This window comes from Streptomyces sp. Ag109_G2-15 (assembly GCF_900215565.1).
Classification (GTDB): domain Bacteria; phylum Actinomycetota; class Actinomycetes; order Streptomycetales; family Streptomycetaceae; genus Streptomyces; species Streptomyces diastatochromogenes.
In genome coordinates, this window is record NZ_OCNI01000001.1 from 945,084 (window position 1) to 968,827 (window position 23,744).

Here is a 23,744-nt window from a genome sequence, read left to right on the forward strand (position 1 = left end):
GCGGCGCGACTGGCGCGAAGTTCCCGGGCCCTACAACCCCACAATCTTGTTCCACCGCTTCGCGAACTCCACCCGCTCCGTGGAGGTGATGTCCCGGGCGATGGCCAGCCGCTTGCGCATGGTGGTGTCCGGGAAGATCAAGGGGTTGTCGGCCAGGGCCGCGGTGTCCTTGTCCTTGGAGGCTGCCAGGACTTCCCTGGCCGCCGGGACCGGGCAGACGTAGTTGACCCAGGCGGCGAGTTCCGCGGCGACCTCGGGGTCGTAGTAGTAGTCGATCAGCCGCTCGGCGTTGGTCTTGTGGCGGGCCCGGTTGGGGATCATCAGGGAGTCCGACCACAGTTCGGCGCCCTCCTCGGGGACGACGAAGCGGATGTCGGGGTTGTCCGCCTGGAGCTGGATGACGTCGCCCGAGTAGGCCTGGCAGGCGAGGACGTCGCCGCTGACCAGGTCCTTGGTGTAGTCGTTGCCCGTGAAGCGGCGTATCTGGCCCCGGTGGACCTCGCGCTCGACCTGGTCGCAGACCCGGTGGAAGTCGGCCGCCGTCCACTGGGTGATGTCCACGCCGTTGCCCTGCATCAGCAGCGCGAACGACTCGTCCAGGCCGGAGAGCAGGGTCACGCGGCCCTTGAGGTCGCTCGCCCAGAGGTCCGAGACCTGGCGTATCTCGCGGCCGAGTTTGCGGCGGTTGTACGCGATGCCGGTGATCCCCGACTGCCACGGCACCGTGAACCTGCGGCCCGGGTCGAAGGCCGGTGAGCGCAGCAGCGGGTCCAGGTACTTCGCCACATCGGGCTGGTGGGCGCGGTCCATCCGCTGCACCCAGCCCAGGCGGACGAACCGCGCGCACATCCAGTCGCTGATGACGATCAGGTCGCGGCCGGTCGACTGGTGGTTCATCAGCGCGGGGCTGATCTTGCCGAAGAACTCGTCGTTGTCGTTGATCTCCTCGACGTAGTCGACGGAGATGCCGGTGCGCTTCTCGAAGGCCTCGAGAGTGGGCCGCTTGTTGGGGTTGTCGTCATCGGTGTCGATGTACAGCGGCCAGTTCGCCCAGGTCAGCTTCTTGTCGGTGGCGGACACGTCGGTCACGGCACGGTCGCCGGGCTCGACGTAGGCGGCGGGCACCCCGCAGCCGGCCAGCGCACCGAGTGCGGCGGTGCCGCCGAGCGCGGTCAGCAGGGAGCGGCGGGACAGCGCGGAACGGCGGGACGACATGGGGTGGCGCGAAGAAGTCTGGGGCACCACGGCAGGATGCCGTGGTGCCCCAGACCTGAACAATCGACGGTGCGTCGAGCCCACCGGGTGGGACCCGACACCTTGTCGATCAGCTGTCGAGAGACGTCATCACGTGCTTGATCCGCGTGTAGTCCTCGAAGCCGTACGCCGACAGGTCCTTGCCGTAGCCGGACTTCTTGAAGCCACCGTGGGGCATCTCGGCGACCAGCGGGATGTGGGTGTTGATCCACACGCAGCCGAAGTCGAGCTTCTTGGACATGCGCATCGCGCGGCCGTGGTCCTTGGTCCACACCGAGGAGGCGAGGGCGTACTCGACGCCGTTGGCCCACTGGACGGCCTGGTCCTCGTCGCTGAAGGACTGGACGGTGATGACCGGGCCGAAGACCTCGTTCTGGATGATCTCGTCGTCCTGCTTCAGACCGGAGACGACGGTCGGGGCGTAGAAGTAGCCCTTCTCGCCGACCTGGTGGCCGCCCGCCTCGACCTTGGCGTGCGCGGGCAGGCGCTCGATGAAGCCGGAGACCTGCTTGAGCTGGTTGGGGTTGTTCAGCGGGCCGAAGAGGACGTCCTCGTCGTCCGGCTGGCCGGTCTTGGTCTCGGCGGCCGCCTTGGCGAGCGCCGCGACGAACTCGTCGTGGATGGCCTCCTGGACGAGGACGCGGGTCGCGGCCGTACAGTCCTGGCCGGCGTTGAAGAAGCCCGCCACGGAGATGTCCTCGACGGCCTTGGCGATGTCGGTGTCCTCGAAGACGACGACCGGGGCCTTGCCGCCCAGCTCCAGGTGGACCCGCTTGAGGTCCTTGGAGGCGGACTCGGCGACGGACATGCCGGCGCGTACGGAGCCGGTGATGGAGGCCATCGCCGGGGTGTCGTGCTCGACCATCGCGCGGCCGGTGTCACGGTCGCCGCAGATGACGTTGAAGACGCCCTTGGGCAGGATCGAGCCGATGATGTCGGCCATCAGGACGGTCGAGGCGGGGGTGGTGTCCGAGGGCTTGAGGACGACCGTGTTGCCTGCGGCGATGGCCGGGGCGAACTTCCACACGGCCATCATCATCGGGTAGTTCCACGGCGCGACCTGCGCGCAGACGCCGACCGGCTCGCGGCGGATGATCGAGGTCATCCCGTCCATGTACTCGCCGGCCGAGCGGCCCTCCAGCAGCCGGGCCGCACCCGCGAAGAAGCGGATCTGGTCGACCATCGGCGGGATCTCCTCGGAGCGGGTCAGCCCGGTCGGCTTGCCCGTGTTCTCCACCTCGGCCGCGATCAGCTCCTCGGCGCGCTCCTCGAACGCGTCCGCGATCTTCAGGAGGGCCTTCTGCCGCTCGCCGGGGGTCGTGTCGCGCCAGGCCGGGAAGGCCGCGGCGGCGGCCGCCATCGCGGCGTCCACGTCCGCCTGTCCGGACAGCGGAGCGGTGGCGTACGCCTCGCCCGTCGCGGGGTTGACCACCTCGGTGGTCCGTCCGTCGGCGGCGTCCCGGAACTCACCGTCGATGTAGTTGCGCAGACGACGCAGCTCGGTGCTCACTGCCGGCCTCCTGATCTGGTTCGAGGGTTCAAGCTGTGCAGCTCGTCCAGCCTGTGCGGCTGTCCAATCACTGAGACACCCACCCTAATCGGCAGACCCACGTTTTCAACACCCCCGTCGCCACCAGTTCTGCGAAATCCGCAAGTCTCGGACTCGAAAACAACGAATTTCATCGATCGGACCTTGCGAAACTGTCGAGACGTCGTGCACAGTGAGGTCGTGGCCAGTCGAAGCGCAGACCAGAGGGACTCGTCCCGCGAGTCCAGGAACGGCACCCCAACGCTGGATGCCGTCTCCCTCGCCATCATTCAGCAGCTCCAGGAGGACGGTCGTAGGCCGTACGCCGCGATCGGCAAGGCCGTGGGCCTCTCCGAAGCGGCCGTGCGCCAGCGCGTCCAGAAGCTGCTGGACCAGGGCGTGATGCAGATCGTCGCCGTCACGGACCCGCTCACCGTGGGCTTCCGCAGGCAGGCGATGGTCGGGATCAACGTCGAGGGCGATGTCGAGTCGATCGCGGATGTGCTGACCGGCATGTCGGAAGTCGAGTACGTGGTGATGACCGCGGGCTCGTTCGACATCCTCGCCGAGATTGTCTGCGAGGACGACGACCACCTGCTGGACGTCATCAACAAACGCATCCGGGCACTGCCCGGCGTGCGCTCCACCGAAAGCTTCGTCTACCTGAAGCTGAAGAAGCAGACCTACATGTGGGGAACCCGATAACCGTGACCGAGAAGGACCTCAGCCGCAGCGCGTACGACCACTTGTGGATGCACTTCACCCGCATGTCCTCGTACGAGAACTCCCCCGTCCCGACCATCGTCCGGGGCGAGGGCACCTACATCTACGACGACAAGGGCAGGCGCTACCTCGACGGTCTCGCGGGTCTGTTCGTGGTCCAGGCCGGTCACGGCCGCACGGAACTGGCCGAGACCGCCTTCAAGCAGGCCCAGGAGCTGGCCTTCTTCCCGGTGTGGTCCTACGCCCACCCCAAGGCCGTCGAGCTGGCCGAGCGCCTGGCCGACTACGCCCCGGGCGACCTGAACAAGGTCTTCTTCACCACCGGCGGCGGCGAGGCCGTCGAGACCGCCTGGAAGCTCGCCAAGCAGTACTTCAAGCTCAAGGGCAAGCCGACCAAGTACAAGGTCATCTCCCGTGCGGTCGCCTACCACGGCACCCCGCAGGGCGCCCTGTCCATCACCGGCCTTCCGGGCCTGAAGGCCCCCTTCGAGCCGCTGGTGCCGGGCGCGCACAAGGTGCCCAACACCAACATCTACCGCGCCCCGCTCTTCGGCGACGACCCGGAGGCCTTCGGCCGCTGGGCCGCCGACCAGATCGAGCAGCAGATCCTCTTCGAGGGCCCGGACACCGTCGCCGCGGTCTTCCTGGAGCCCGTGCAGAACGCCGGCGGCTGCTTCCCGCCCCCGCCCGGCTACTTCCAGCGCGTGCGCGAGATCTGCGACCAGTACGACGTGCTGCTCGTCTCGGACGAGGTCATCTGCGCCTTCGGCCGCCTGGGCACGATGTTCGCCTGCGACAAGTTCGGCTACGTCCCGGACATGATCACCTGCGCCAAGGGCATGACCTCGGGCTACTCCCCGATCGGCGCCTGCATCATCTCCGACAAGCTCGCCGAGCCGTTCTACAAGGGCGACAACACCTTCCTGCACGGCTACACCTTCGGCGGCCACCCCGTGTCGGCCGCGGTGGGTCTCGCCAACCTCGACCTGTTCGAGCGCGAGGGCATCAACCAGCACGTGCTCGACAACGAGGGCGCCTTCCTGCAGACCCTGCAGAAGCTGCACGACCTGCCGATCGTCGGCGACGTCCGCGGCAACGGCTTCTTCTACGGCATCGAGCTGGTGAAGGACAAGAACACCAAGGAGTCCTTCAACGAGGAGGAGACCGAGCGCGTCCTGTACGGCTTCCTCTCCAAGGCCCTGTTCGACAACGGCCTGTACTGCCGTGCCGACGACCGCGGTGACCCGGTCATCCAGCTCGCCCCGCCGCTGATCTCCAACCAGGAGACCTTCGACGAGATCGAGCAGATCCTGCGGGCCACCCTCACGGAGGCGTGGACCAAGCTCTGATCATCCGACTGGATGATCAATACCGGCCCCGGCGCCGTCCGTTCGAGTGAGAACGGCGGCCCGGGGCCGTGTGCTGTCCGGCCTCCCGGTACCGGCTGCCTAGCGTTCCAGTGACCGATCGGCCCAGCCTTCGTTCCCCCGGACGGGGGATGGAGCACGGGAACAACGGATCAGAACCGAGGTGTACGCCCATGGAGGCCCCGCCGGACAACGACGTGATGTGGGCACGCTCCCTGCACTTCACGCACCGCGACGGCTCGCCCGGCCTGGCCGGTGTCTCGCTCGAGGTGCGGCAGAGCGAGATCCTCGCCGTCAGCGGCCCGCGCGGCAGCGGCAAGACCACGCTCCTCAGGTGTCTGTCCGGTCTGGTCAAGGCGCAGCAGGGCGAGGTCTGGTTCAACAGCGCGCCCATGCACACGCTGGGGCCGATGGCCCGTGAGCGGCTGCGCCGCGACCGCTTCTGCTGGATCGACCCGGCCCCCGTGCTCGTACCGGAGCTGAATGTCTGGGAGAACGCCGCCCTCCCGCTGATGCTGCGTGGCACCAGCCGCCGCCGGGCCAAGGTGGCCGCGCTGGAGTGGCTGGAGCGGCTGGACGTCGGCGACCGGGCCCGCAGACGCCCGCACGAGCTGCGGCAGGCGGAACGCCAGCGCGTGTGCATCGCCCGCGCGCTCGCCCCCGGGCCCACGATCCTCTTCGCGGACGAGCCGACGGCCCCGCTGCACCGCGCCGACCGCGCCCATGTGCTGCGCACGCTCACCACGGCGGCCCGCTCGCACGGCATCACCGTCGTGCTGGCCACGCACGACTCCGAGACCGCGGCCCTCGCCGACCGCGCGGTCTCCCTGCTGGACGGGCGGCGCGTGAAGACCGTCCATCTGCCGGAGAGCCCGGAGACGGAGGGCCGGGCCGCGTGCTCGCTCTCCGCCTGACCCGCGCGGCCCGGCCCGCCGTCCAGCTGCGCCGCCTGCTGGTGGCCGCCGCCTCGGGGGGCACCGGCTTCCTCCTGCTCGGCGCCCTGGGCTACGCGCTGGGCCACCCGCAGACCCCGGGCGCGGCCGTGCTGCGGCTGGCCTGGTGCCTGGTTCCGCTCGCCGCCACGGTGTACTTCGCGCTCGCGGTGGCCCGCACGGACCCCGGCACCCGACCCCGCCCGGGCCTGTCGGCGGTGGGCCTGGGCCCGGCCCGCCTGATGGCGATCTCGGCCCTGACGACGGCGCTGTCCGCCACCCTCGGCTCGATGCTGGCGCTGCTGGTCTTCCTGCACCTGCGCGGCGACCTGACGGGCATGCCCTTCGACGGGGCGGCGGCCCAGTTCCTGGCCGCGGACCAGCCCCTCCCGCTGCCGGCGGCCCTGACCCTGCTGACCCTGGTCCCGGTGATCGCCTCGACGACGGTGGCCGTCGCCCTCCGCCCCAGGGACCCCCGCCCACCCGCCAAGGCCACCCGCGCCTTCGGCCGCTTCGGCGCGTACGGCCACTCGGCACAGCGGGAGACGTTCGGGGCGTACGGGAGGTTCGGGGCGCGGTGGCGTACGGCGGCGGGGAGGAAGGGGACCACGCCGGAGGCTCCGCCCGAGGTCACCGATCCCCGGAGCACCGACTCCGGGGGCTGCGGCTCCGGGGCCATCGCTTCTCGGGCCACCGGCTCCGGGGTCGTCGACTCCCGGGCCACCGGCCCCAGCGTCATCGACTCCCGGCTCACTGACTCCGGCACCACCGACTCCCGGGCCACCGGCCCCGGCGCCACCGACTCCCGGCTCACCAAATCCAGCACCACCGACCCCCGGCTCACCAACCCCGAGGCGCCAGCACAGTACGCCGACCAGGCCGGCACCCCCACCCACCTCCCGCCGCCCCGCGAAGCCCCCGTCGGCCTCCCCTGGGGCATCGCCACCATCGCCGCGGGACTCGCCGTGCAGGCCTACGCCGGCCGTACCACTCCCGCCCCCGACCTCACCGACCTGCCCGTCGAGGCCTTCACCGTGCTGGTCGGCTGGGTCCTGACCGCCCTCGGGCTCGTCCTCGCCTCCCCCGGCCTCACCCATCTGTGCGGGCGCCTTCTCCAGGCCGTCCGTCCGGGCGCCCTCAGGCTGCTCGCCGGCCGGGTCCTGATGGGGGAGGCCACCCGGATCGGCCGCCCCCTCGGGGTGGTGTGCGCGGTGGCGTCCGCCACCTACGCCATGACCGCCCTGTACGACGGTCCCACCCCCACCTTCGGCCCGCTGACCACCCTCGGCGCGCTCGTGGTCACCGGCAGCACGGTGGCGACCCTGCTGACGGCCGCCACCGAGGCCCGCCAGTGCCGCGCCGACACCACCGCCGCCCTGCTGCGCCTCGGCGCCCCCGGCTCGATGCTGCGCAGTGCCGCCGCTCTCCGCGCCGCCGCCCTGCTCGCCCTGTTCGGCCCGCTCACGCTGGTGATCGCCAACCTGGCGGCGCTGCCGATGGCCCACTGAGCGCCGTACGAGAAAACCCTCCCGGGAATTCTCCCGAGAAAAATCTCCGGCCGCCGATGAGTTCCGCACCGACCCGGCGTCTACCCCAGCGAACCGCAGCAAGCGCACGGACCCCAGGGAGAGACCCCATGTACCAGCAGATGATCTTCGTGAACCTGGCCACCGCCGACGTCGAGGCGTCCAAGAAGTTCTTCACCGCACTCGGCTACACGATCAACCCCCAGTTCAGCACCGACGACTGCGTCTGCGTCGTGATCAGCGACACGATCATCGCGATGCTGCTCAGCAAGCAGCACTACGCCACCTTCACGAAGAAGGAGATCGTCGACTCGACGGCGTCCAGCGAGGTGCTGGTGTGTCTGAGCGCCGAGAGCCGCGAGAAGGTCGACGAGCTGGTGGACAAGGCGATCGCGGCGGGCGGGAAGCCCAGCGGCGAGACGCAGGACCACGGCTTCATGTACGGGCGTGCCTTCGACGACCTCGACGGCCACACCTGGGAGGTCATGTGGATGGACCCGGCTGCGGTTCAGGGCTGACCCCTCCGGACCGAACATCCGTGCCTAGCATGGGCGGGTGCAACCGACATCCGCCCAGCCACACCCAGCCGCCCGCGACCGCGAGATCGAGTCACTCGCCGAGTTCGACGAGGTCGTCGCCGCGCACGGGTCACTGGCCCAGTTCCGTGTCCAAGCCGTCGATCTGACGGGCCGTACGGAGGCACTGCTCGGCCTCGACACCACCGGCGCCGTCTTCCTCGGGTGCCCGATGGACCCCGAGGCGGCCGCCCGCGTCCGGTCGTCCGGCGCCCTGGTGTTCCCGCCGGTTCCGGGGCTCCCCTTCGACCCGTACCGCGGCTTCGTCTACTCGCCCGACGAGTTGTTCGAGTCGCTGGAGGAGGGCTACGAGGCGACACCGGACGCGCAGGCGTACGCCTGGTTCCAGCGCACCAAGGCCGACGGTGACATCTACGCCTCGATGCTGCGCGCGATCCACGACGACGCCGTCTCCGACGCCCTGGACGAACTCCTCGTCGGCACCCGGGTGGTGGGCGTCATGGGCGGCCACGCGATGGCGCGGGGCACGGCCGAGTACGCGGGAGCCGCGCGGCTGGGCCGGGAGCTGACGCGCGCCGGGTTCACGGTCGCCACCGGCGGCGGACCCGGCGCGATGGAGGCGGCGAACCTCGGCGCGTACGCCGCCCCCTTCGCCGACGGCATGCTGGAGGAGGCGCTCCAACTCCTGGCCAAGGCGCCCTCGTTCCGGCCGTCCGTCACCGACTGGGCGCGGGCGGCCTTCGAGGTGCGCGAACGCTGGCCGGGAGGTGCGGAGTCGGTGGGCATCCCCACCTGGTTCTACGGCCACGAGCCGCCGAACGCCTTCGCCGCGCACATAGCCAAGTACTTCGCCAACGCCACCCGTGAGGACGGCCTGCTGGCCCGCTCCACCGCCGGGGTGGTGTTCCTGCCGGGCGCCGCCGGCACCGTACAGGAGATCTTCGACAACGCGACGCCGAACTACTACGAGTCGCGGGGCGAGCCCACGCCGATGGTGCTGGTGAACGAGGAGCACTGGACGCGGGAACTGCCGACCTGGCCGCTGCTGCGGTCGCTGGCCCGGGGGCGGGCGATGGAGTCCCGTATCGCCCTTGTTGACCGGATCGAGCAGGCCCCGGAGGCGTTGAAACGTCTCGGTGGTTAATAAGCAGGCAAAGCCAACCGCCCTCGTGGGCATATGCATTGACACTCCTTATGGAGCGCTTATAAACCTGTGAGCCTCTTGGGGGTGCTGGGGCTTCACCTCATCCGTCGCCCCATCTCCCCTCTCAGCCCCCCGCAGTTCTGCACTCTGTAAAGGACAAACGTTGTCCATAACCCGCCGCAACGCACGCCGTTCCGTGCGCGTCCTGGGTGTCGCCTCCGCCTCCGCCGCACTGGCCCTCGGTGTCGCCGGCCAGGCGCTCGCCTGCAACATCAGTGAGTTCTCCGCCGAAGCCCAGTGCGACGGCAACAAGGGTGTCATCGTCGTCACCGACAAGGACGGCTCCGGCACCCCGGCCACCATCACCGTCTTCTCGAAGAACGCCGCCGGTGTCGAGAAGCAGGTCGGTGAGCCGCAGGACGTCAAGGGCTCCGCCCAGGGCACCACGGTGACCTTCCAGGAGGACTGGAAGCCCAACGCCACCTACCGCGTCCACGTCAAGGCCGGCAACCTGGTCGACGAGGACGTCAAGCCCGACCTGGTGACCCCGTCGACGGCCTGCAAGAAGGAGGAGTCCCAGACTCCGACTCCGCCGGCCACCCCGACGCCGAAGCCGTCGGCGTCCACCTCCACCCCGACTCCGTCGGCCTCCGAGAGCAGCTCCGCCCCGGCGACCACGCCGAGCAACGCGCCGTCCCCGGCTGCCGGTGACGGCAACCTCGCCGAGACCGGTGCCAACTCCAACACCGGTCTGATCGCCGGTGTCGCGGGCGCCCTCGTCGTCGCCGGCGGTGGCGCGGTCTACTTCGGCATGCGCCGCCGTGGGGCGAACAGCAGCCGCTGACGCCTCACTTCGCACATCGCTGCGGCCCGTCCCCGTATCCCCGGGGGACGGGCCGCGGTCGTGTTCGGCGTTCTCGGCTTTCAGCACTCGGCTTTCAGCACTCGGCCTTCGGCCTTCAGCCGAAGCTGGTCCGCTCCAGCCAGAACTCCAGCACCTCGCGCTCGCCCAGCACCTGCAGGCCGGGGGTGTCCAGCGGCAGCCGCCGGAAGAAGGCGAGCATCACCGGGGTGAGCGGGCCGCGCAGGGCGACCGTGGCCTTCTCGTGGCCCCGGCGCCAGCTCACGCCCTCCTCCCCCAGCTCGACGAGCCACTCGGCGTTCAGGGCCGGGGCGGTGTCGGTGGCGTGCAGGTGGATGCTGCGTCCGTCTCCACGCAGCTCCCCGGCCGCCGGGAGCGCCGCGTTCCGCTGCACCCACTCCACGAGCTGCAGCCACTCGTCCAGGGCGTCGGCGGCGATGTCGGGCGCGACCTCGTAGGGCAGCCCGGCCGTGAGCGCGGCGTCGGCGCGGTGCACGGTGATCTCGTGCGTCATGCGCCGGGCCCAGAAGCCCGAGTCGAGGCTCCCGGCCCACGCCCAGACCGTGGTGTCGGGCCCGGCCTCGCGCAGCGCCGCCACGACCAGCTCGCCGGTCTCCGCCAGCCACTTGTCCAGGGCCGCCGCGTCACCCCGCTCCTCGGGTCCGGCACCGAGCGGGATCTCCTCCTGCGGGATGTTCTCCTGCGCCCGGCTGCGCACCAGGGTGTCCACCCAGCGCAGGGCGCCACCCATATGGCGTACGAGGTCCTCCAGCGACCAGTCCGGGCAGGTCGGCACGGTGGTGGCGAGGTCCGTGCCGGAGGTCAGCACGGCCCTCAACTGCCCTACCTGAAGGGCGATTTCGTCGCAGTAACGGTCATGGGCGAGCAAAGTCATGCCCTCACCCTAGGGGCGGGGTGATCAGCCGAGCACGACGATTTCGGCCACGTCGAACCCGACTCCCACCTCCGCCCCGGCCTCCGGCGCGTCCCGGAGTGCGCAGGCCGCCTCCAGGCGCGGGCCGCCGTCCCGGGGCCGGAGGTGGACGGTCACATGGGTGCCCTTGAAGGTGCGGGCGGTCACCGTGCACGGCAGGCCCTCGTCGGCCGCGACGAGCCGGACCCCGGCGGGCCGGACCAGCAGCGGGCGGCTGCCCTGGGGCGAGCCGTCGGGCACGGGCAGCTTGCCCCACGGGGTGTCCGCCGCCGTGTCGGCGACGGTCGCCGGGACCACGTTGTCGAAGCCGAGGAAGCGCGCCACGAACTCGTCGGCGGGCCGCTGCCAGACCTCCAGCGGCGTCCCCGACTGGGCGATCCGCCCGTCCCGCATCACCACCACCCGGTCGGCCAGTGCGAAGGCCTCGCCCTGGTCGTGGGTGACCGCGAGCACGGTCGTACCCAACCGGCCGAACAGTTCCCGGAGTTCGACCACCAGCCGTTCGCGCAGCGAGCGGTCGAGCTGGCCGAGGGGTTCGTCCAGCATGAGCAGCCGGGGCCGGGGTGCGAGCGCCCGGGCGAGGGCCACCCGCTGCTGCTCGCCGCCGGACAGCCCGGCGACGGCCCGCCCGGCGGCGCCCGGCAGCCCGACCAGCTCCAGCAACTGCCCGACCTCCGCGTCCCGTCCACCCTTCGGCACGCCGTGCATGCGCAGCCCGAAGGCCACGTTGCCGCCGACGTCCCGCTGCGGGAAGAGCTGGTGGTCCTGGAACATCAGCCCGACGCCCCGCCGGTGCGCGGGCACGCCCGCCTGGTCCCGGCCGTCGAGCAGCACCCGCCCGGCGTCCAGGGGCTGCAGCCCGGCCACCGCCCTGAGCAGCGTCGACTTTCCGCTGCCGCTGGGCCCGAGCACGCACACCACCTCGTGCTCGGCGACGTCGAGGTCGACCGCGTCGAGCACCGGCCGTCCGCCGAAGCGCACGGTCGCGGCCGCGAGGCTCAGCAGCATCAGAACTCCCCCGTCCGGTCGGTGCGCAGCCGCTCCAGGACCAGCAGCGCGGCCGCGCAGACCACCATCAGAATCGTCGACAGGGCCATCGCCTGCCCGTAGTTGAGGTCCCCGGGCCGGCTCAGCAGCCGGGCCACGGCGACCGGGAGCGTCGGGTTGTCCGGCCGGGCGATGAACACGGTCGCTCCGAACTCCCCTAGGGACACGGCGAACGCGAACCCGGCCGCGATCAGCAGCGCCCGCCGCACCAGCGGGAGGTCGACCTCCCGCCACACCCGCCAGGGCGAGGCCCCGAGCACGGCCGCCGCCTCCCTGAGCCGTCCGTCCACCGCCCGCAGCACGGGCAGCATGGTCCGTACGACGAAGGGGGCGCCCACCAGCGCCTGGGCGAGCGGGACGAGAATCCAGGACTGCCTGAGATCCAGCGGGGGCTTGTCCAGCGAGATGAGGAAGCCGAAGCCGACCGTCACCGCGGAGACGCCGAGCGGCAGCATCAGCAGCGCGTCGAAGCCGCGCATCAGCCGGCCCGCGTCCCGGCGGGCCAGCGCCGCGGCGGCGAGGCCTCCGATCAGCACGGCGATGGCCGTGGCGGCGACGGCGTACTCCAGGGAGGTCCACACGGCGTGCAGCGGCGCGACGAGGAAGGTGCCGCCGTCGGCGTCGGTCAGGGCGCGGTAGTAGCCGAAGCCCGGCGCGTCGAGGGAGCGCCGTACGAGCACGGCGAGCGGCAGGACCAGCAGCAGGGCGATGGTGACCAGGACCCCGGCGAGCAGCGCCCACTGCCCGGCACCGCGCGGCCGGCGGGCGGTAACCTTCGGGTCGACGAGTCGCAGGGCGGTCTCCCGCCGCCGTACCGTCCAGGCGTGCACGGCGAGGATCGCGCCCACCGCGACGAACTGGACGAGGGTGAGGACGGCGGCCGTGGACAGGTCGAAGACCTCTGAGGTCTGGCGGTAGATCTCCACTTCGAGGGTGGAGAAGGTGGGCCCGCCGAGGATCTGCACCACGCCGAAGGAAGTGAAGGTGAACAGGAACACCATCAGCGCGGCGGCGGCCACGGCGGGTGCGAGGGCGGGGAGCGTCACCTTCCGCCAGGCCCGCAGCGCGGACGCGCCGAGCATCCGGGCGGCCTGCTCCTGCCGGGGGTCGAGCTGGGCCCACAGGCCGCCGACCGTGCGGACGACGACCGCGTAGTTGAAGAAGACGTGCGCCAGCAGGATCGCCCACACGGTGGTGTCGAGCCGTACGCCCCACAGGTCGTCGAGGAGCCCGCCACGGCCGACGAGCGCGAGGAACGCGGTACCGACGACGACGGTCGGCAGCACGAAGGGGACCGTGACGACGGCTCGCAGCAGCTGTCTGCCGGGGAAGTCCAGGCGGGCGAAGACGTAGGCGGCGGGCAGGGCGAGCAGCAGGGTGAGCGCGGTGGAGGCGAGCGCCTGCCAGGTGGTGAACCACAGCACGTGCCGGATGTCGGGCTGGGTGACGACGTCCGCCATCCGCCCGAACTGCCAGACGCCGTCCACCTTCAGCCCGCGCGCGACGATCGCGGCCACGGGCCAGGCGAAGAAGACGGCGAAGAACGCGACGGGCAGGGCCATGAGCCCCAGCCGCGCCGCGCTCCCGCGCGTCCGCCTCGTGGCTACTTCAGTACGAGTGACGTCCACGACTTGACCCACTGGTCGCGGTTGGCGGCGATCTTGGCGGGGGCCATGGTCTCGGGATCCTTGGCGGCCGGCCCGTACTTGGTGAAGTCGGCGGGCACCGCGGCGCCCTTGACCACCGGGTACACGAACATGTTCAGCGGCATGTCCTGCTGGAACTCCTTGGAGAGCAGGAAGTCGATGAACGCCTTGCCGCCCTTGGTGTTCTTCGCGTTGCTCAGCAGCCCGGCGAACTCGATCTGCCGGAAGCAGGTGCCGGTGGCCACACCGGTCGGAGCGGTGCTGGGCCGCTTCTTGGCGTAGATCACCTCGGCGGGCGGGGAGGAGGCGTACGACACGACGAGCGGCCGGTCACCGCCCGCCTTCTTGCCCTCCGACGACCCGGAGAACTCCTGGTAGTAGGCCTGCTCCCAGCCGTCGACGACCTTGACGCCGTTGGCCTTGAGCTTCTGCCAGTAGCCCTGCCAGCCTCCCCCACTCTCGGCTTCGCTCGAGCGGGAGGTGCCCCCATCCCCGTACTGCGCGGCGCTGCCGAGCAAGAAGCCGAGGCCGGGCGAGGAGGTGGCCGCGTTCTCGGTGACGAGGAGGTTCTTGTACGCGGGCTTGGCCAGGTCGGCGAAGGTCTGCGGCGGGGTCAGCTTGTGCTCGCCGAAGTACGCCTTGTCGTAGTTGACGCAGATGTCGCCGTAGTCGATGGGCGTGACCCGGTGCTTGTCCTGGTCGAGCTGGTAGGCGGCGCCGACGGTGCCGAGGCCCTTCGCCTCGTACGGCTGGAAGAGACCGTTGTCGAGGGCCCGGGACAGCAGCGTGTTGTCGACGCCGAAGAAGACGTCGCCCTGCGGGTTGTCCTTGGTCAGGATCGCCTTGTTGACGGCCTGGCCCGCGTCGCCGCCCTTCAGGACCCTGACCTTGTACCCGGACTGCTTCTCGAAGTCCTTGAGCACGTTCTTCGAGACGGCCCACGAGTCGTGGCTGACGAGGGTGACGGTCTTGGAGTCCGCGGAGCCCTTGGTGTCCGTCGATCCGCACGCGGACAAGGTGAGCAGGCCGAGGCCGACCGCCGTGGCCACGAGGGTCTTGGTGTGCACGTGAGTGTCCTCCTGGGGTTGGCCAGGAAGAACGCGGCCCCGCCCGGTCCTTCGGGGAAGGATCCGGGCAGGGCGCAACAGCATGAGTGGTGACCGAACTTCCTACCCAGAATGACCTGGGCGAGGTTCAGAGGGTCTGCGGCCCGCTTGCCGCACTCTCAGCGCTGTGGCGCTCCCCTGTCGGAATATGAAGATGTGATTGACGTGGCCAGATTACCGCTCGGTGGCCGCGAGCTGACCACAAGCCCCGTCGATCTCCTGCCCCCGCGTATCCCGGATGGTGACCGGCACCCCATGGGCGGCGATCGCCTCGACGAACGCCTTCTCGTCTTCCGGCCGCGAGGCGGTCCACTTGGACCCCGGCGTCGGGTTCAGCGGGATGAGATTGACGTGCACGGGCTTGCCCTTGAGCAGCCGTCCGAGCCGGTCACCGCGCCAGGCCTGGTCGTTGATGTCGCGGATGAGCGCGTACTCGATCGACAGCCGGCGCCCGGACTTCTCGACGTACTCGAACCCGGCGTCCAGCACCTCACGCACCTTCCAGCGCGTGTTCACGGGGACGAGGGTGTCGCGCAGCTCGTCGTCGGGGGCGTGCAGGGAGATCGCGAGCCGGCACTTGAAGCCCTCGTCGGCGAACCGGTGGATGGCGGGCACGAGCCCGACCGTCGACACGGTGATCCCGCGCTGCGAGAGCCCGAGCCCGTCCGGCGCGGGATCGGTGAGCGCGCGGATGGCTCCGACGACCCGGTTGTAGTTGGCGAGCGGCTCGCCCATCCCCATGAAGACGATGTTGGACAGCCGAGCCGGCCCACCGGGGACCTCACCGTCCCGCAGCGCCCGCATCCCGTCGACGATCTGATGGACGATCTCGGCGGTCGACAGATTCCGGTCGAGCCCCGCCTGCCCGGTGGCACAGAAGGGACAGTTCATCCCGCACCCGGCCTGCGAGCTGATGCACATGGTCACCCGGTCCGGGTACCGCATCAGCACCGACTCCACGAGCGTGCCGTCGAACAGCCGCCACAGCGTCTTGCGCGTGTCCCCCTGGTCGGTCGACAGATGCCGCACGACGGTCATCAGCTCCGGGAACAGCGCCTCGCGCAGTCTGTCCCGCGAGCCGGCCGGGATGTCGGTCCACTGCTCGGGGTCGTGCGCGTACCGCGCGAAGTAGTGCTGCGAGAGCTGCTTGGCACGAAACGGCTTCTCCCCGATCTCGGCCACCGCGTCCTTGCGCTGGGCAGGCGTGAGATCGGCAAGGTGCCGCGGCGGCTTCTTGGCTCCGCGCGGGGCGACGAAAGTGAGTTCTCCGGGCTTAGGCATGGCTGTACCAGTGTCGCAGATCCAATTGGGTGACTTGCGGCGCGAGCCGTGCACTGGGGGGCGTCCACCTGTGCTCAACGCCGACTCACAGGTCAGGATCATCGAACTGGTCGAGAAGAAAGTCGACCGGGGCGAGGCCCAAGGCGGCGGATGCGCCCTCGTCAAGAAGCTGCTCCGTCCAGATGACCTTGCCGTGAGTGGTGTACCGCGTCCCCCATCGCTGGGCGAACTGCGCCACCAGGAACAGCCCCCGCCCGCCTTCGTCGGTGGTCGCCGCCCGCCGCATGCGCGGCGAGGTGCCGCTTCCGTCCGACACCTCGCAGATCAGACAGCGTCCGTGGAGCAGCCGTACGCGGACCGGCGGCGAGCCGTACCGGATCGCGTTCGTGACCAACTCGCTGACGATCAGCTCCGTGGCGAATGCGGTCTCCTCCAGCCCCCACTCCAGCAACGTCTCCCGGCAGCGCGCCCGCACCGAGGGAACCACCGCCGGGTCCGGCGGCACGTCCCACATGACCACATCCGAGCGCGGGAACCTCCGGGTACGTGCCGTCAACAGCGCGATGTCGTCGGAGGAGTGCGACGGCTTCAACGAGTCGATCACCGCCTGACACGTCTCCTCCGGCGTGCGGCCCCCGGACCCACCCAACGCCCGGCGCAGTCGCTCCATCCCGACGTCGATGTCGTGGGTACGGTCCTCCACGAGGCCGTCGGTGTACAGCACCAGTTGCGAACCCTCCGGCAGGGACAGTTCCGCGGTCTCGAAGGGGTAGCCGCCCAGGCCGAGCGGCGCCGAGGCCGGCACGTCAGCACAGGTGACCGTCCCGTCCGGGTGCACCACCACCGGTTCCGGATGCCCCGCACGGGCCATCGTGCAGACCTCCGTCACCGGGTCGTAGACCGCGTAGAGGCAGGTCGCTCCGGTCACGCCTTCCCCCTCGTGGCCCTCTCCGGCGTCCCCCGTGTGCTCCTCGTTGTCCATGCGCACGACCAGGTCGTCCAGGTTCCCGAGCACCTCGTCCACCGGCAGGTCCAGGGTGGAGAAGTTGTGCACGGCGGTGCGCAGCCGGCCCATCGTCGCCGCCGCGTGCAGCCCGTGACCGACGACGTCACCCATCACCAGAGCCACACGGACGCCCGGAAGCGGGATGACGTCGAACCAGTCCCCGCCCACCCCCGCCTCCCCGGGCAGATACCGCCAGGCCACCTCCAGCGCGTCCTGCTCCGGTTGCCTCCGCGGCAGCAGGCTGCGCTGCAACGTCACCGCCATCGCGTGCTCCCGGGTGAACCTTCTGGCGTTGTCGATGGCCACCGCCGCCCGCGCGGCCAGTTCCTCCGCGAAGGTGAGATCGTCCGGCTCGAACTCCGGGGAATCCGCCGTCCGGTAGAAGTTCGCCACGCCCAGCGATACGTTCCGCGCCCGCAGCGGCACGGCCACCAGCGAACACAGCCCGGACTCCAGGGCCCTCCTGGCACGCTCCGGATCCTGTTCCCGCCAGCCCTGTGCCTGCCGCAGGTCCGCCTCGAGCATCACCCGCTGCTCCTGGAGCGCCCGCATCTGCGGCGTCAGGCGCGAGAACGAGATCATCTGGCCCAGCGGATACACCGGAATCATCCGCCGGTCGCCGCCGATCGCCGCCCGGCGCAGATGCCGCCAGCCCTCCGCGGTGGGCTCCCACCCCCGCAGCACCGCTTCGAGCAGATCCACCGTCACGAGGTCGGCGAACTGCGGCACCGCCACGTCGGCCAGCTCCTGGGCCGTACGCCCCACATCCAGCGTGGTCCCGATCCCCACCCCCGCCTTGTACAGCAGCTTCAGCCGCTCCCGCGCGACGTCGGCCCGTCCCGAGACCGCCGCCAGCTCCGTGGTGTCCCGCAGGGTCACCACGCTGCCCGGCCGGCCGGCCCGCGGGTACGTCGGCCGCTTGTTCACCGCGAGCATCCGGTCCCCCACGAGCCGCACCTCATCGGTGACCTCCTCCGACGACGACAGCAGACGCATGATCGGCTCCGGCAGCCCCAGCTCCCCCACCGGACGCCCCCGCACCTTCGCCGGCAGCCCGAGCAGCCTTGTCGCCTCGTCGTTGGCCAGCAGCAGTCGTCCGTCGGCGCTGGTGATCAGCACTCCCTCCCGCACCGCGTGCAGGACCGCGTCGTGGTGCTCGTACTGCTCCGCCAGCTCCTCCGGTGCCAGGCCGAACGTCTGCCGCCGCAGCCGCCGGGACACCAGCGACGTTCCCGTCACGGCCAGCACCAGCGCGGCCGCGCCGCTGCCCAGGATGATCTGCAGCTCCGGCACCCACAGTCCCGCCACGTTCCTGACCGTGATTCCGGCGGAGACCAGGCCGACCACCTTGCCGTGCGAGTCGGTCACCGGGACCACCGCCTGCACGTCCGTCCCCTTGCCCGCGGGCAGAGGCGGCCCGCCGGCCTGCTCGACGACGGTACGGCCCTTCAGCGCCGGTTCGATGGTGCCGACGAACTTCTTCCCGATCTCCCGCGGGTAGGGATACGTATAGCGAATCCCGTCCGTGTTCATGGCGATGACGAAGTCCACGCCCGCGCGCTTCCGCGCCTCCTCGGCCCGAGGCTGGAGCACCGCCGTCGGATCCGGGCTCTGCAGCGCCTCGGCCACGCCAGGAGCACTCGCGAACGACTGCGCCGCGACGATCGACTCCCTACGCCCCTGCTGCAAGGCGGCACTTGCCGCCTGGAGCACCATGGCCCCCACCGCGGCCACGACCAGCAGGACCACGATCACGACCTGGAGAAGGAACACCTGACCGGCCGCACTGCGCAGGTCCAGCAGGGAGGCGCGACGTGCGCGCGAGCCCCCGACGGGCGGATGACGTTCCGGACCCCGAGGGCGCCCGGAAAATACTTCCATACACCCTTGATAACACCGGTTCCGGTGATGTGGGTCCCTGCCGAGGCAGTGAGCGTGTGCCCGCAGCTGATGCCGACGTCCCGGGCCGAATCTAGACTGGCCGGAGAATGGAAAGTTCCGAATTAGGGAGATGTAGACCATGGCCAAGCGAGGGAACAAGCGACGCGGCCGCAAGAAGAAGAAGGCCAACCACGGAAAGCGCCCCAACGCCTGAGCGAACATGTGGCAACAGTGTGCCATCTGAGGGGGTTGAGGCAATTCGTGTTCGGCGTGCCCCAGAGGCTATTCCGCGTCGACCGTAATCAGCCCCCTCACGTCGGCGGACCATGACACGGCGACGGGCGTAGCCATAAATCACCCGGCCAGAAAATATACGACAGTTCAGGCGTTGCGATCAGCCGGCACCAAGCTGGAAGGTGAATTCCCAGAGGTATCCGGGAAAGATGACGCGACCAAAGAACTGAGGGTAAATGCCTGTCATCGTGGACAAGTACATCACCCGTCGCGGAATGGAACACCGACGTCGACACCAACGTGAACTTCAGGAACGGCGACTGGGTCGACATCAGTGCCAGCGGCAGTATCTGGGCCGGTGTGTGGTTCACCGGCGAGAACGGTCCCAACGGGTGGACCGGATGGAGCGCCGGCAACGACAGCCCCCTTCCGGGAGCGGCTCCGTTCAGCCTGCTCGGGAAGACGGCGGAGGACGGCTACTTCTTCGTCGGCTCCTCCCTCAGGCGCACCTATCAGAACGAGAGCCTCGGCCCGGGAGAGACGCGCCTGGCCTTGCGCATCAACGACGACACGCCCGGAAACGGGTCCGGCGCCTTCTCGGTCCGGATCCAGGTCTGGCGTTGACGGACCGTCCTCGGGGCCGGGTGCCGGAAACCCGCTTGGCCGGGCTCCCGGGCCTCCCTAGTCTGGCCGCATGCCTGCCGCCAAGACGTCGTACGTCTGTCTGTCCTGCCGGGTCTCGTACAAGCAGTGCTACGACCCGTGGCGGGAGCGGACCTGCCCGCACTGCGCGGGTGCGCTGACGTACGCGGGCTCGGCCTTCGCGGCGCCCCCGAAGCGGGACAGAGCCGCCTGGCGGACGCTCACCGTCCTGCTGAACGCGGGCGCCGGTTTCCACAAGGGCTGCTGCGGCGGCCCGGGCTACCGGCCGCGCACACTGCGCGAGGTGCGCGAGCGGATGGCGTACGCCCGCCGTACCGGTGAGCCCGCCGCGACGGCGCTACGCCGGGTCGATCTGCCGTGACGGGCCTGGACTCCCTGGTCCGGGCCGTGCCACCGCCGGCCGACCCGGTCGACGCCCGTGGGGACTGGGCCGAGGTGGAGGCACGGCTCGGGGTGCGGCTGCCCGGTGACTACAGGCTGCTGGTGAAGACGTACGGGTGGGGTGAGTTCTGCGACCACCTGTACCTGCGCACGCCCTTCGGCACGAGCCCGCACAACGGCCTGGAGTGGCACGACGGCCTGCTGGTCTGGGGCACCACGATGGACGCCGACCGGCTGTGCTGGCGTACCGACGGGGACCCCGAGGAGTGGCCGGTGGTGGTCCGGGGCCGGGGCATCCGGCAGCAGGAGGAGTTCGCACCGGGTGCGGCCGGGTTCGTCGAGGGGTGGGTGACGGGACGGATGCGCTCCGCGGTCCTGGCCGACATGGAGCCGGACCTGGCGCCCTGGTTCAGCGCCTTCCGGCCCCGGCTGCACCGGTGCCTGCGCCTGTCCGAGGGCCCCCGGCCGTACGCCGAGCGGCTGCGCATACTCCGGGACGTGCTGGCGCCGACCGCGGACCGGGGATCGTGGCAGGACGAGGACGGTGTCCACGGCCAGGACCACTTCGCGACCGTCGACACCGACTGGCACCTCACCTACGACCGCTCCCACCCCCACCAGATCCGCGTCTCCTTCCCGCCCGAAGCCCGCACGCAGGCCCGCGACCGCCTCTTCGCCGCCGTACGCCTCATGGGCTGCACGGTCCTGGAGATCACCTCGACCACGGGCCGGCCACTGCCGGACTGGGACGCCGACGACTCCGACGACGCCGAGGATTCAGACGGCTAGGCGGCCGAGACCGAACGGGCCCCCGCCGGGTACGACAACGGGCCCCGCCCTGTGTTCAGGACGAGGCCCGGAAGTCGTAGCGCGGATCAGCCGCTCCCGACGAAAATCACCAGGAGGAGCCACACCACCGGAGCCGTAGGCAGCAGCGAGTCCAGCCGGTCCATGATGCCGCCGTGCCCGGGAAGCAAGGTGCCCATGTCCTTGATGCCCAGGTCGCGCTTGATCATGGACTCGCCGAGGTCGCCCAGGGTGGCGCTGGCCGCGACCGCGAGGCCCAGCAGCAGGCCCTGCCACCAGCTGCCGTCGTCGATCAGGAACTGCATGCACAGCGCGCCCGCGACCATCGCGAACAGCACCGCGCCGAGCAGACCCTCGCGGGTCTTGCCGGGGCTGATGCGCGGGGCGAGCTTGTGCTTGCCGAAGCGCCAGCCGACGGCGTACGCACCGGTGTCGCTGACGACCGTCAGGAGCAGGAAGGTGAGGACGCGCCAGGGGCCGTCGTCGGCGGTGAGCATCATGGCGACGAACGTCGCCAGGAACGGCACGTAGAACGCCGCGAAGACGCCGGCCGTGACGTCCTTGAGATAGCCCTCCGGCGGTTCGGTCATGCGCCAGACCAGGACGGCCAGCGCCGTCAGGGCCATGGCGACCCAGGCGCCCTCGGCACCCCGCACATACCCGGCGACCACCATCGCCGCACCGCCGACCGCGAGCGGCACGAGCGGCGCCTTGATGGCCTTGCGCTCCTGCAGCCTGCTGGTCAGCTCCCACAGACCCACGACCACGGCGACCGCGACCACACCGACGAACACGGCCTTGTAGATGAACAAGGACGCGATGATCACCACACCGAGCCCGACGCCGACCCCTATGGCCGCGCTCAGGTCACGGCCCGCGCTCTTCTTCTGCGGCGCTGGCGCCGGCTGCGGGGCGTCGGGCATGGGCTCCGGATTCTGCGTGTCGGCTCGGAACGTGTCGTCGGGGAACGCGTCGTTGCGGAAGGTGTCGTTGTGGAACGTGCCGTTGTGGAACGTGTCGCCTTGGAACGTCTCGTCTCGGAACAAGGGGCCGCCCAGCCGAGCGGCCCCCCGGTCGTCGTCCTGGTCTCCGCCATACGCGGGTACGTCGGGCACGATGGGCATGGGGCGAGTGTGCTGCGCCTCAGGCGCATCGTACGCGGGACCCGCCGGGGCAGCGCCCTGGACAGGCCCACCCTCGGTGGGCCCCCAGTACCCGGCCTGCCCCGCCGGCGGCGGTGCCCCCCAGGAAGAGTCGCTCATCAGACTTCGAGCAGCTCCGCTTCCTTGTGCTTCAGGAGCTCGTCCACCTGGGCCACGTACTTGTGGGTGGTGTCGTCCAGCTCCTTCTCCGCACGGCGGCCCTCGTCCTCGCCGATGTCGCCGTCCTTGACCGCCTTGTCGAGGGCGTCCTTGGCCTTGCGGCGCACGGAGCGGATGGAGACCCGGGAGTCCTCGGCCTTGGCCTTGGCGACCTTGATGTAGTCGCGACGACGCTCCTCGGTGAGCTCCGGGAACACCACACGGATGATGTTGCCGTCGTTGCTCGGGTTGACGCCCAGGTCGGAGTCGCGGATCGCCTGCTCGATGTTGCGCAGGGCGCTCTTGTCGAACGGGGTCACGACCGCCATGCGCGGCTCCGGTACGGAGAACGAGGCCAGCTGGTTGATCGGCGTCAGCGCACCGTAGTAGTCGGCCACGATCTTGTTGAACATCGCCGGGTGCGCACGGCCGGTGCGGATCGCGGCGAAGTCCTCCTTGGCGACCACGACGGCCTTCTCCATCTTCTCCTCGGCCTCGAGGAGGGTCTCTTCGATCACCACTTGCTCCTGCGTGTCTTGAGTAAGGCCCGGCTGCGGTTCCTCGTCGGAGCGGCGGCCGGCTGCGTCGCGTCTTCTTCCTGCACGGTTCCCGACCGGCAGGACATTGTCCATCCCCCGGCCAGGGTGCGTCCCGTCCGTCCCCCGGACAGGTGGCGTATCCCGGGTGACGGGGGTGCCGGTCAGGCCCGGCTGTCCTGGTCACCCACCAGCGTGCCGATCTTCTCACCCTTGACGGCCCGCGCGATATTGCCCTCCGCCAGCAGCTCGAACACGAGGATCGGCAGCTTGTTGTCGCGGCACAGCGTGATCGCGGTGGCGTCGGCGACCTTGAGGTCGCGGGTGATGACCTCGCCGTAGCCGAGGGCGTCGAACTTGACGGCGTCGGGGTTGGTCTTGGGGTCGGAGTCGTAGACCCCGTCCACGCCGTTCTTGCCCATGAGCAGCGCCTCGGCGTCGATCTCCAGGGCACGCTGGGCGGCGGTGGTGTCGGTGGAGAAGTACGGCATGCCCATACCGGCGCCGAAGATGACCACGCGGCCCTTCTCCAGGTGGCGCACGGCGCGCAGCGGGATGTACGGCTCGGCGACCTGGCCCATGGTGATGGCGGTCTGCACCCGGCTGTCGATGCCCTCCTTCTCCAGGAAGTCCTGGAGGGCGAGGCAGTTCATCACGGTGCCGAGCATGCCCATGTAGTCGGAGCGGGCGCGGTCCATGCCGCGCTGCTGGAGTTCGGCGCCCCGGAAGAAGTTGCCGCCGCCGATGACGACCGCGATCTCGGCGCCGTCCCGGACGACGGCCGCGATCTCGCGGGCGATCTTGTGCACCACGTCCGGGTCCACGCCCAGGCCCCCGCCACCGGAGAAGGCCTCTCCGGACAGCTTCAGCAGAAACCGGCCGCGTACTTTGCCGTCGTCGCTCTTCTGGGCCTTGGTGGTCATGGAGATCCCGCCTCTTTCACGTGTTGCACATACGAAGAAGGCCATTGCCGGTGGGGTCGCTTTTCGCTCCCATGCGCGGCAATGGCCTCCTCGTCAGATCTGCTGCCGTCCGCCACGTGCCTGGGT

Annotated in this window: 22 protein-coding genes and 1 riboswitch; of the genes, 11 read left to right on the top strand and 11 right to left on the bottom strand. The window is 70.3% G+C overall.

The window, feature by feature from the left end:
• Window positions 1-30: 30 nt before the first annotated feature.
• Together CRP49_RS03835 and CRP49_RS03840 are read right to left on the bottom strand one after the other, a co-directional pair.
• A complete protein-coding gene (locus CRP49_RS03835) occupies window positions 31-1,215 on the bottom strand; it encodes a spermidine/putrescine ABC transporter substrate-binding protein (protein ID WP_097252153.1) in 1,185 nt (394 codons plus the stop codon).
• 109 nt (window positions 1,216-1,324) lie between these two features.
• Window positions 1,325-2,764 (bottom strand): gamma-aminobutyraldehyde dehydrogenase, encoded by a 1,440-nt coding sequence (locus tag CRP49_RS03840; protein WP_097252154.1) that lies wholly within the window; start codon window positions 2,762-2,764, stop codon window positions 1,325-1,327.
• A 204-nt stretch (window positions 2,765-2,968) separates the two neighbouring features.
• Here CRP49_RS03840 and CRP49_RS03845 point away from each other — a divergent pair, with 204 nt between their 5' ends.
• The 7 genes from CRP49_RS03845 to CRP49_RS03875 all read left to right on the top strand — a co-directional run bounded on the left by CRP49_RS03845 (window position 2,969) and on the right by CRP49_RS03875 (window position 9,854).
• Complete coding sequence (locus CRP49_RS03845) at window positions 2,969-3,487, top strand: Lrp/AsnC family transcriptional regulator (RefSeq protein ID WP_094220469.1); 519 nt, start codon at window positions 2,969-2,971, stop codon at window positions 3,485-3,487.
• A 2-nt stretch (window positions 3,488-3,489) separates the two neighbouring features.
• Entirely contained in the window at window positions 3,490-4,854 is a 1,365-nt protein-coding gene (locus CRP49_RS03850; protein ID WP_097252155.1) for an aspartate aminotransferase family protein, read from the top strand.
• Window positions 4,855-5,045: 191 nt separating this feature from the next.
• A complete protein-coding gene (locus CRP49_RS03855; RefSeq protein ID WP_097252156.1) occupies window positions 5,046-5,786 on the top strand; it encodes an ABC transporter ATP-binding protein in 741 nt (246 codons plus the stop codon).
• On the top strand, window positions 5,768-7,312 hold the full coding sequence (locus CRP49_RS03860; protein WP_097252157.1) for a hypothetical protein: 1,545 nt from the start codon (window positions 5,768-5,770) through the stop codon (window positions 7,310-7,312). Before CRP49_RS03855 ends, CRP49_RS03860 begins: the two co-directional genes overlap by 19 nt.
• A 128-nt stretch (window positions 7,313-7,440) precedes the next feature.
• Window positions 7,441-7,848, top strand: coding sequence for a VOC family protein (locus CRP49_RS03865; protein ID WP_097252158.1), 408 nt, complete (start codon window positions 7,441-7,443; stop codon window positions 7,846-7,848).
• Window positions 7,849-7,885: 37 nt separating this feature from the next.
• The gene (locus CRP49_RS03870) at window positions 7,886-9,010 is read left to right on the top strand and encodes an LOG family protein (protein ID WP_097252159.1); all 1,125 of its coding nucleotides are present in this window, start codon (window positions 7,886-7,888) and stop codon (window positions 9,008-9,010) included.
• A gap of 163 nt (window positions 9,011-9,173) precedes the next feature.
• Complete coding sequence (locus CRP49_RS03875; protein ID WP_257033308.1) at window positions 9,174-9,854, top strand: LAETG motif-containing sortase-dependent surface protein; 681 nt, start codon at window positions 9,174-9,176, stop codon at window positions 9,852-9,854.
• 115 nt (window positions 9,855-9,969) lie between these two features.
• Here CRP49_RS03875 and CRP49_RS03880 read toward each other — a convergent pair whose 3' ends face one another.
• From CRP49_RS03880 to CRP49_RS03905, 6 genes are all read right to left on the bottom strand, one after another.
• Complete coding sequence (locus CRP49_RS03880) at window positions 9,970-10,767, bottom strand: maleylpyruvate isomerase family mycothiol-dependent enzyme (RefSeq protein ID WP_097252160.1); 798 nt, start codon at window positions 10,765-10,767, stop codon at window positions 9,970-9,972.
• Between the two features lie 24 nt (window positions 10,768-10,791).
• Complete coding sequence (locus CRP49_RS03885) at window positions 10,792-11,814, bottom strand: ABC transporter ATP-binding protein (RefSeq protein ID WP_097252161.1); 1,023 nt, start codon at window positions 11,812-11,814, stop codon at window positions 10,792-10,794.
• On the bottom strand, window positions 11,814-13,415 hold the full coding sequence (locus CRP49_RS03890; RefSeq protein ID WP_097252162.1) for an iron ABC transporter permease: 1,602 nt from the start codon (window positions 13,413-13,415) through the stop codon (window positions 11,814-11,816). The genes CRP49_RS03885 and CRP49_RS03890 overlap by 1 nt, the downstream gene beginning before the upstream one ends.
• Before the next feature lie 41 nt (window positions 13,416-13,456).
• Window positions 13,457-14,566 carry a thiamine ABC transporter substrate binding subunit gene (locus tag CRP49_RS03895; protein WP_097252163.1) on the bottom strand — a complete coding sequence of 370 codons (1,110 nt, stop codon included), beginning with the start codon at window positions 14,564-14,566 and terminating at the stop codon, window positions 13,457-13,459.
• 81 nt (window positions 14,567-14,647) lie between these two features.
• Window positions 14,648-14,755: riboswitch (TPP riboswitch) on the bottom strand.
• A 24-nt stretch (window positions 14,756-14,779) separates the two neighbouring features.
• Entirely contained in the window at window positions 14,780-15,886 is a 1,107-nt protein-coding gene (rlmN, locus tag CRP49_RS03900) for a 23S rRNA (adenine(2503)-C(2))-methyltransferase RlmN (RefSeq protein ID WP_097252164.1), read from the bottom strand.
• An 85-nt stretch (window positions 15,887-15,971) separates the two neighbouring features.
• Window positions 15,972-18,773, bottom strand: coding sequence for a SpoIIE family protein phosphatase/ATP-binding protein (locus tag CRP49_RS03905; RefSeq protein WP_097252165.1), 2,802 nt, complete (start codon window positions 18,771-18,773; stop codon window positions 15,972-15,974).
• A 139-nt stretch (window positions 18,774-18,912) separates the two neighbouring features.
• Between CRP49_RS03905 and CRP49_RS49055 the strand changes: the two genes are divergently transcribed.
• From CRP49_RS49055 to CRP49_RS03920, 4 genes are all read left to right on the top strand, one after another.
• A complete protein-coding gene (locus tag CRP49_RS49055) occupies window positions 18,913-18,987 on the top strand; it encodes a 50S ribosomal protein bL37 (RefSeq protein ID WP_099504217.1) in 75 nt (24 codons plus the stop codon).
• Between the two features lie 320 nt (window positions 18,988-19,307).
• On the top strand, window positions 19,308-19,631 hold the full coding sequence (locus CRP49_RS03910) for a hypothetical protein (protein WP_097252166.1): 324 nt from the start codon (window positions 19,308-19,310) through the stop codon (window positions 19,629-19,631).
• A gap of 70 nt (window positions 19,632-19,701) precedes the next feature.
• Window positions 19,702-20,031 (top strand): deoxyxylulose-5-phosphate synthase, encoded by a 330-nt coding sequence (locus CRP49_RS03915; RefSeq protein ID WP_097252167.1) that lies wholly within the window; start codon window positions 19,702-19,704, stop codon window positions 20,029-20,031.
• On the top strand, window positions 20,028-20,840 hold the full coding sequence (locus CRP49_RS03920) for an SMI1/KNR4 family protein (RefSeq protein WP_097252168.1): 813 nt from the start codon (window positions 20,028-20,030) through the stop codon (window positions 20,838-20,840). Before CRP49_RS03915 ends, CRP49_RS03920 begins: the two co-directional genes overlap by 4 nt.
• Before the next feature lie 86 nt (window positions 20,841-20,926).
• On the opposite strand, the gene CRP49_RS03925 is transcribed toward CRP49_RS03920, so the two are convergent.
• From CRP49_RS03925 to pyrH, 3 genes are all read right to left on the bottom strand, one after another.
• Window positions 20,927-22,120 carry a phosphatidate cytidylyltransferase gene (locus CRP49_RS03925; RefSeq protein WP_097252169.1) on the bottom strand — a complete coding sequence of 398 codons (1,194 nt, stop codon included), beginning with the start codon at window positions 22,118-22,120 and terminating at the stop codon, window positions 20,927-20,929.
• A complete protein-coding gene (gene frr / locus CRP49_RS03930) occupies window positions 22,120-22,677 on the bottom strand; it encodes a ribosome recycling factor (protein WP_097257182.1) in 558 nt (185 codons plus the stop codon). The genes CRP49_RS03925 and frr overlap by 1 nt, the downstream gene beginning before the upstream one ends.
• 182 nt (window positions 22,678-22,859) lie before the next feature.
• A complete protein-coding gene (gene pyrH, locus CRP49_RS03935) occupies window positions 22,860-23,618 on the bottom strand; it encodes a UMP kinase (protein ID WP_094220487.1) in 759 nt (252 codons plus the stop codon).
• Window positions 23,619-23,744 lie beyond the last annotated feature (126 nt).

Bases quoted from the DNA above. Each gene is read 5' to 3' on its own strand.
- CRP49_RS03835 (WP_097252153.1), bottom strand. From the start codon at position 1,215: ATGTCGTCCCGCCGTTCCGCGCTGTCCCGCCGCTCCCTGCTGACCGCG.
- CRP49_RS03855 (WP_097252156.1), top strand. From the start codon at position 5,046: ATGGAGGCCCCGCCGGACAACGACGTGATGTGGGCACGCTCCCTGCAC.
- CRP49_RS03865 (WP_097252158.1), top strand. From the start codon at position 7,441: ATGTACCAGCAGATGATCTTCGTGAACCTGGCCACCGCCGACGTCGAG.
- CRP49_RS03880 (WP_097252160.1), bottom strand. From the start codon at position 10,767: ATGACTTTGCTCGCCCATGACCGTTACTGCGACGAAATCGCCCTTCAG.
- CRP49_RS03885 (WP_097252161.1), bottom strand. From the start codon at position 11,814: ATGCTGCTGAGCCTCGCGGCCGCGACCGTGCGCTTCGGCGGACGGCCG.
- CRP49_RS03890 (WP_097252162.1), bottom strand. From the start codon at position 13,415: ATGGCCCTGCCCGTCGCGTTCTTCGCCGTCTTCTTCGCCTGGCCCGTG.
- rlmN (WP_097252164.1), bottom strand. From the start codon at position 15,886: ATGCCTAAGCCCGGAGAACTCACTTTCGTCGCCCCGCGCGGAGCCAAG.
- CRP49_RS03905 (WP_097252165.1), bottom strand. From the start codon at position 18,773: ATGGAAGTATTTTCCGGGCGCCCTCGGGGTCCGGAACGTCATCCGCCC.
- CRP49_RS03915 (WP_097252167.1), top strand. From the start codon at position 19,702: ATGCCTGCCGCCAAGACGTCGTACGTCTGTCTGTCCTGCCGGGTCTCG.
- CRP49_RS03925 (WP_097252169.1), bottom strand. From the start codon at position 22,120: ATGAGCGACTCTTCCTGGGGGGCACCGCCGCCGGCGGGGCAGGCCGGG.
- pyrH (WP_094220487.1), bottom strand. From the start codon at position 23,618: ATGACCACCAAGGCCCAGAAGAGCGACGACGGCAAAGTACGCGGCCGG.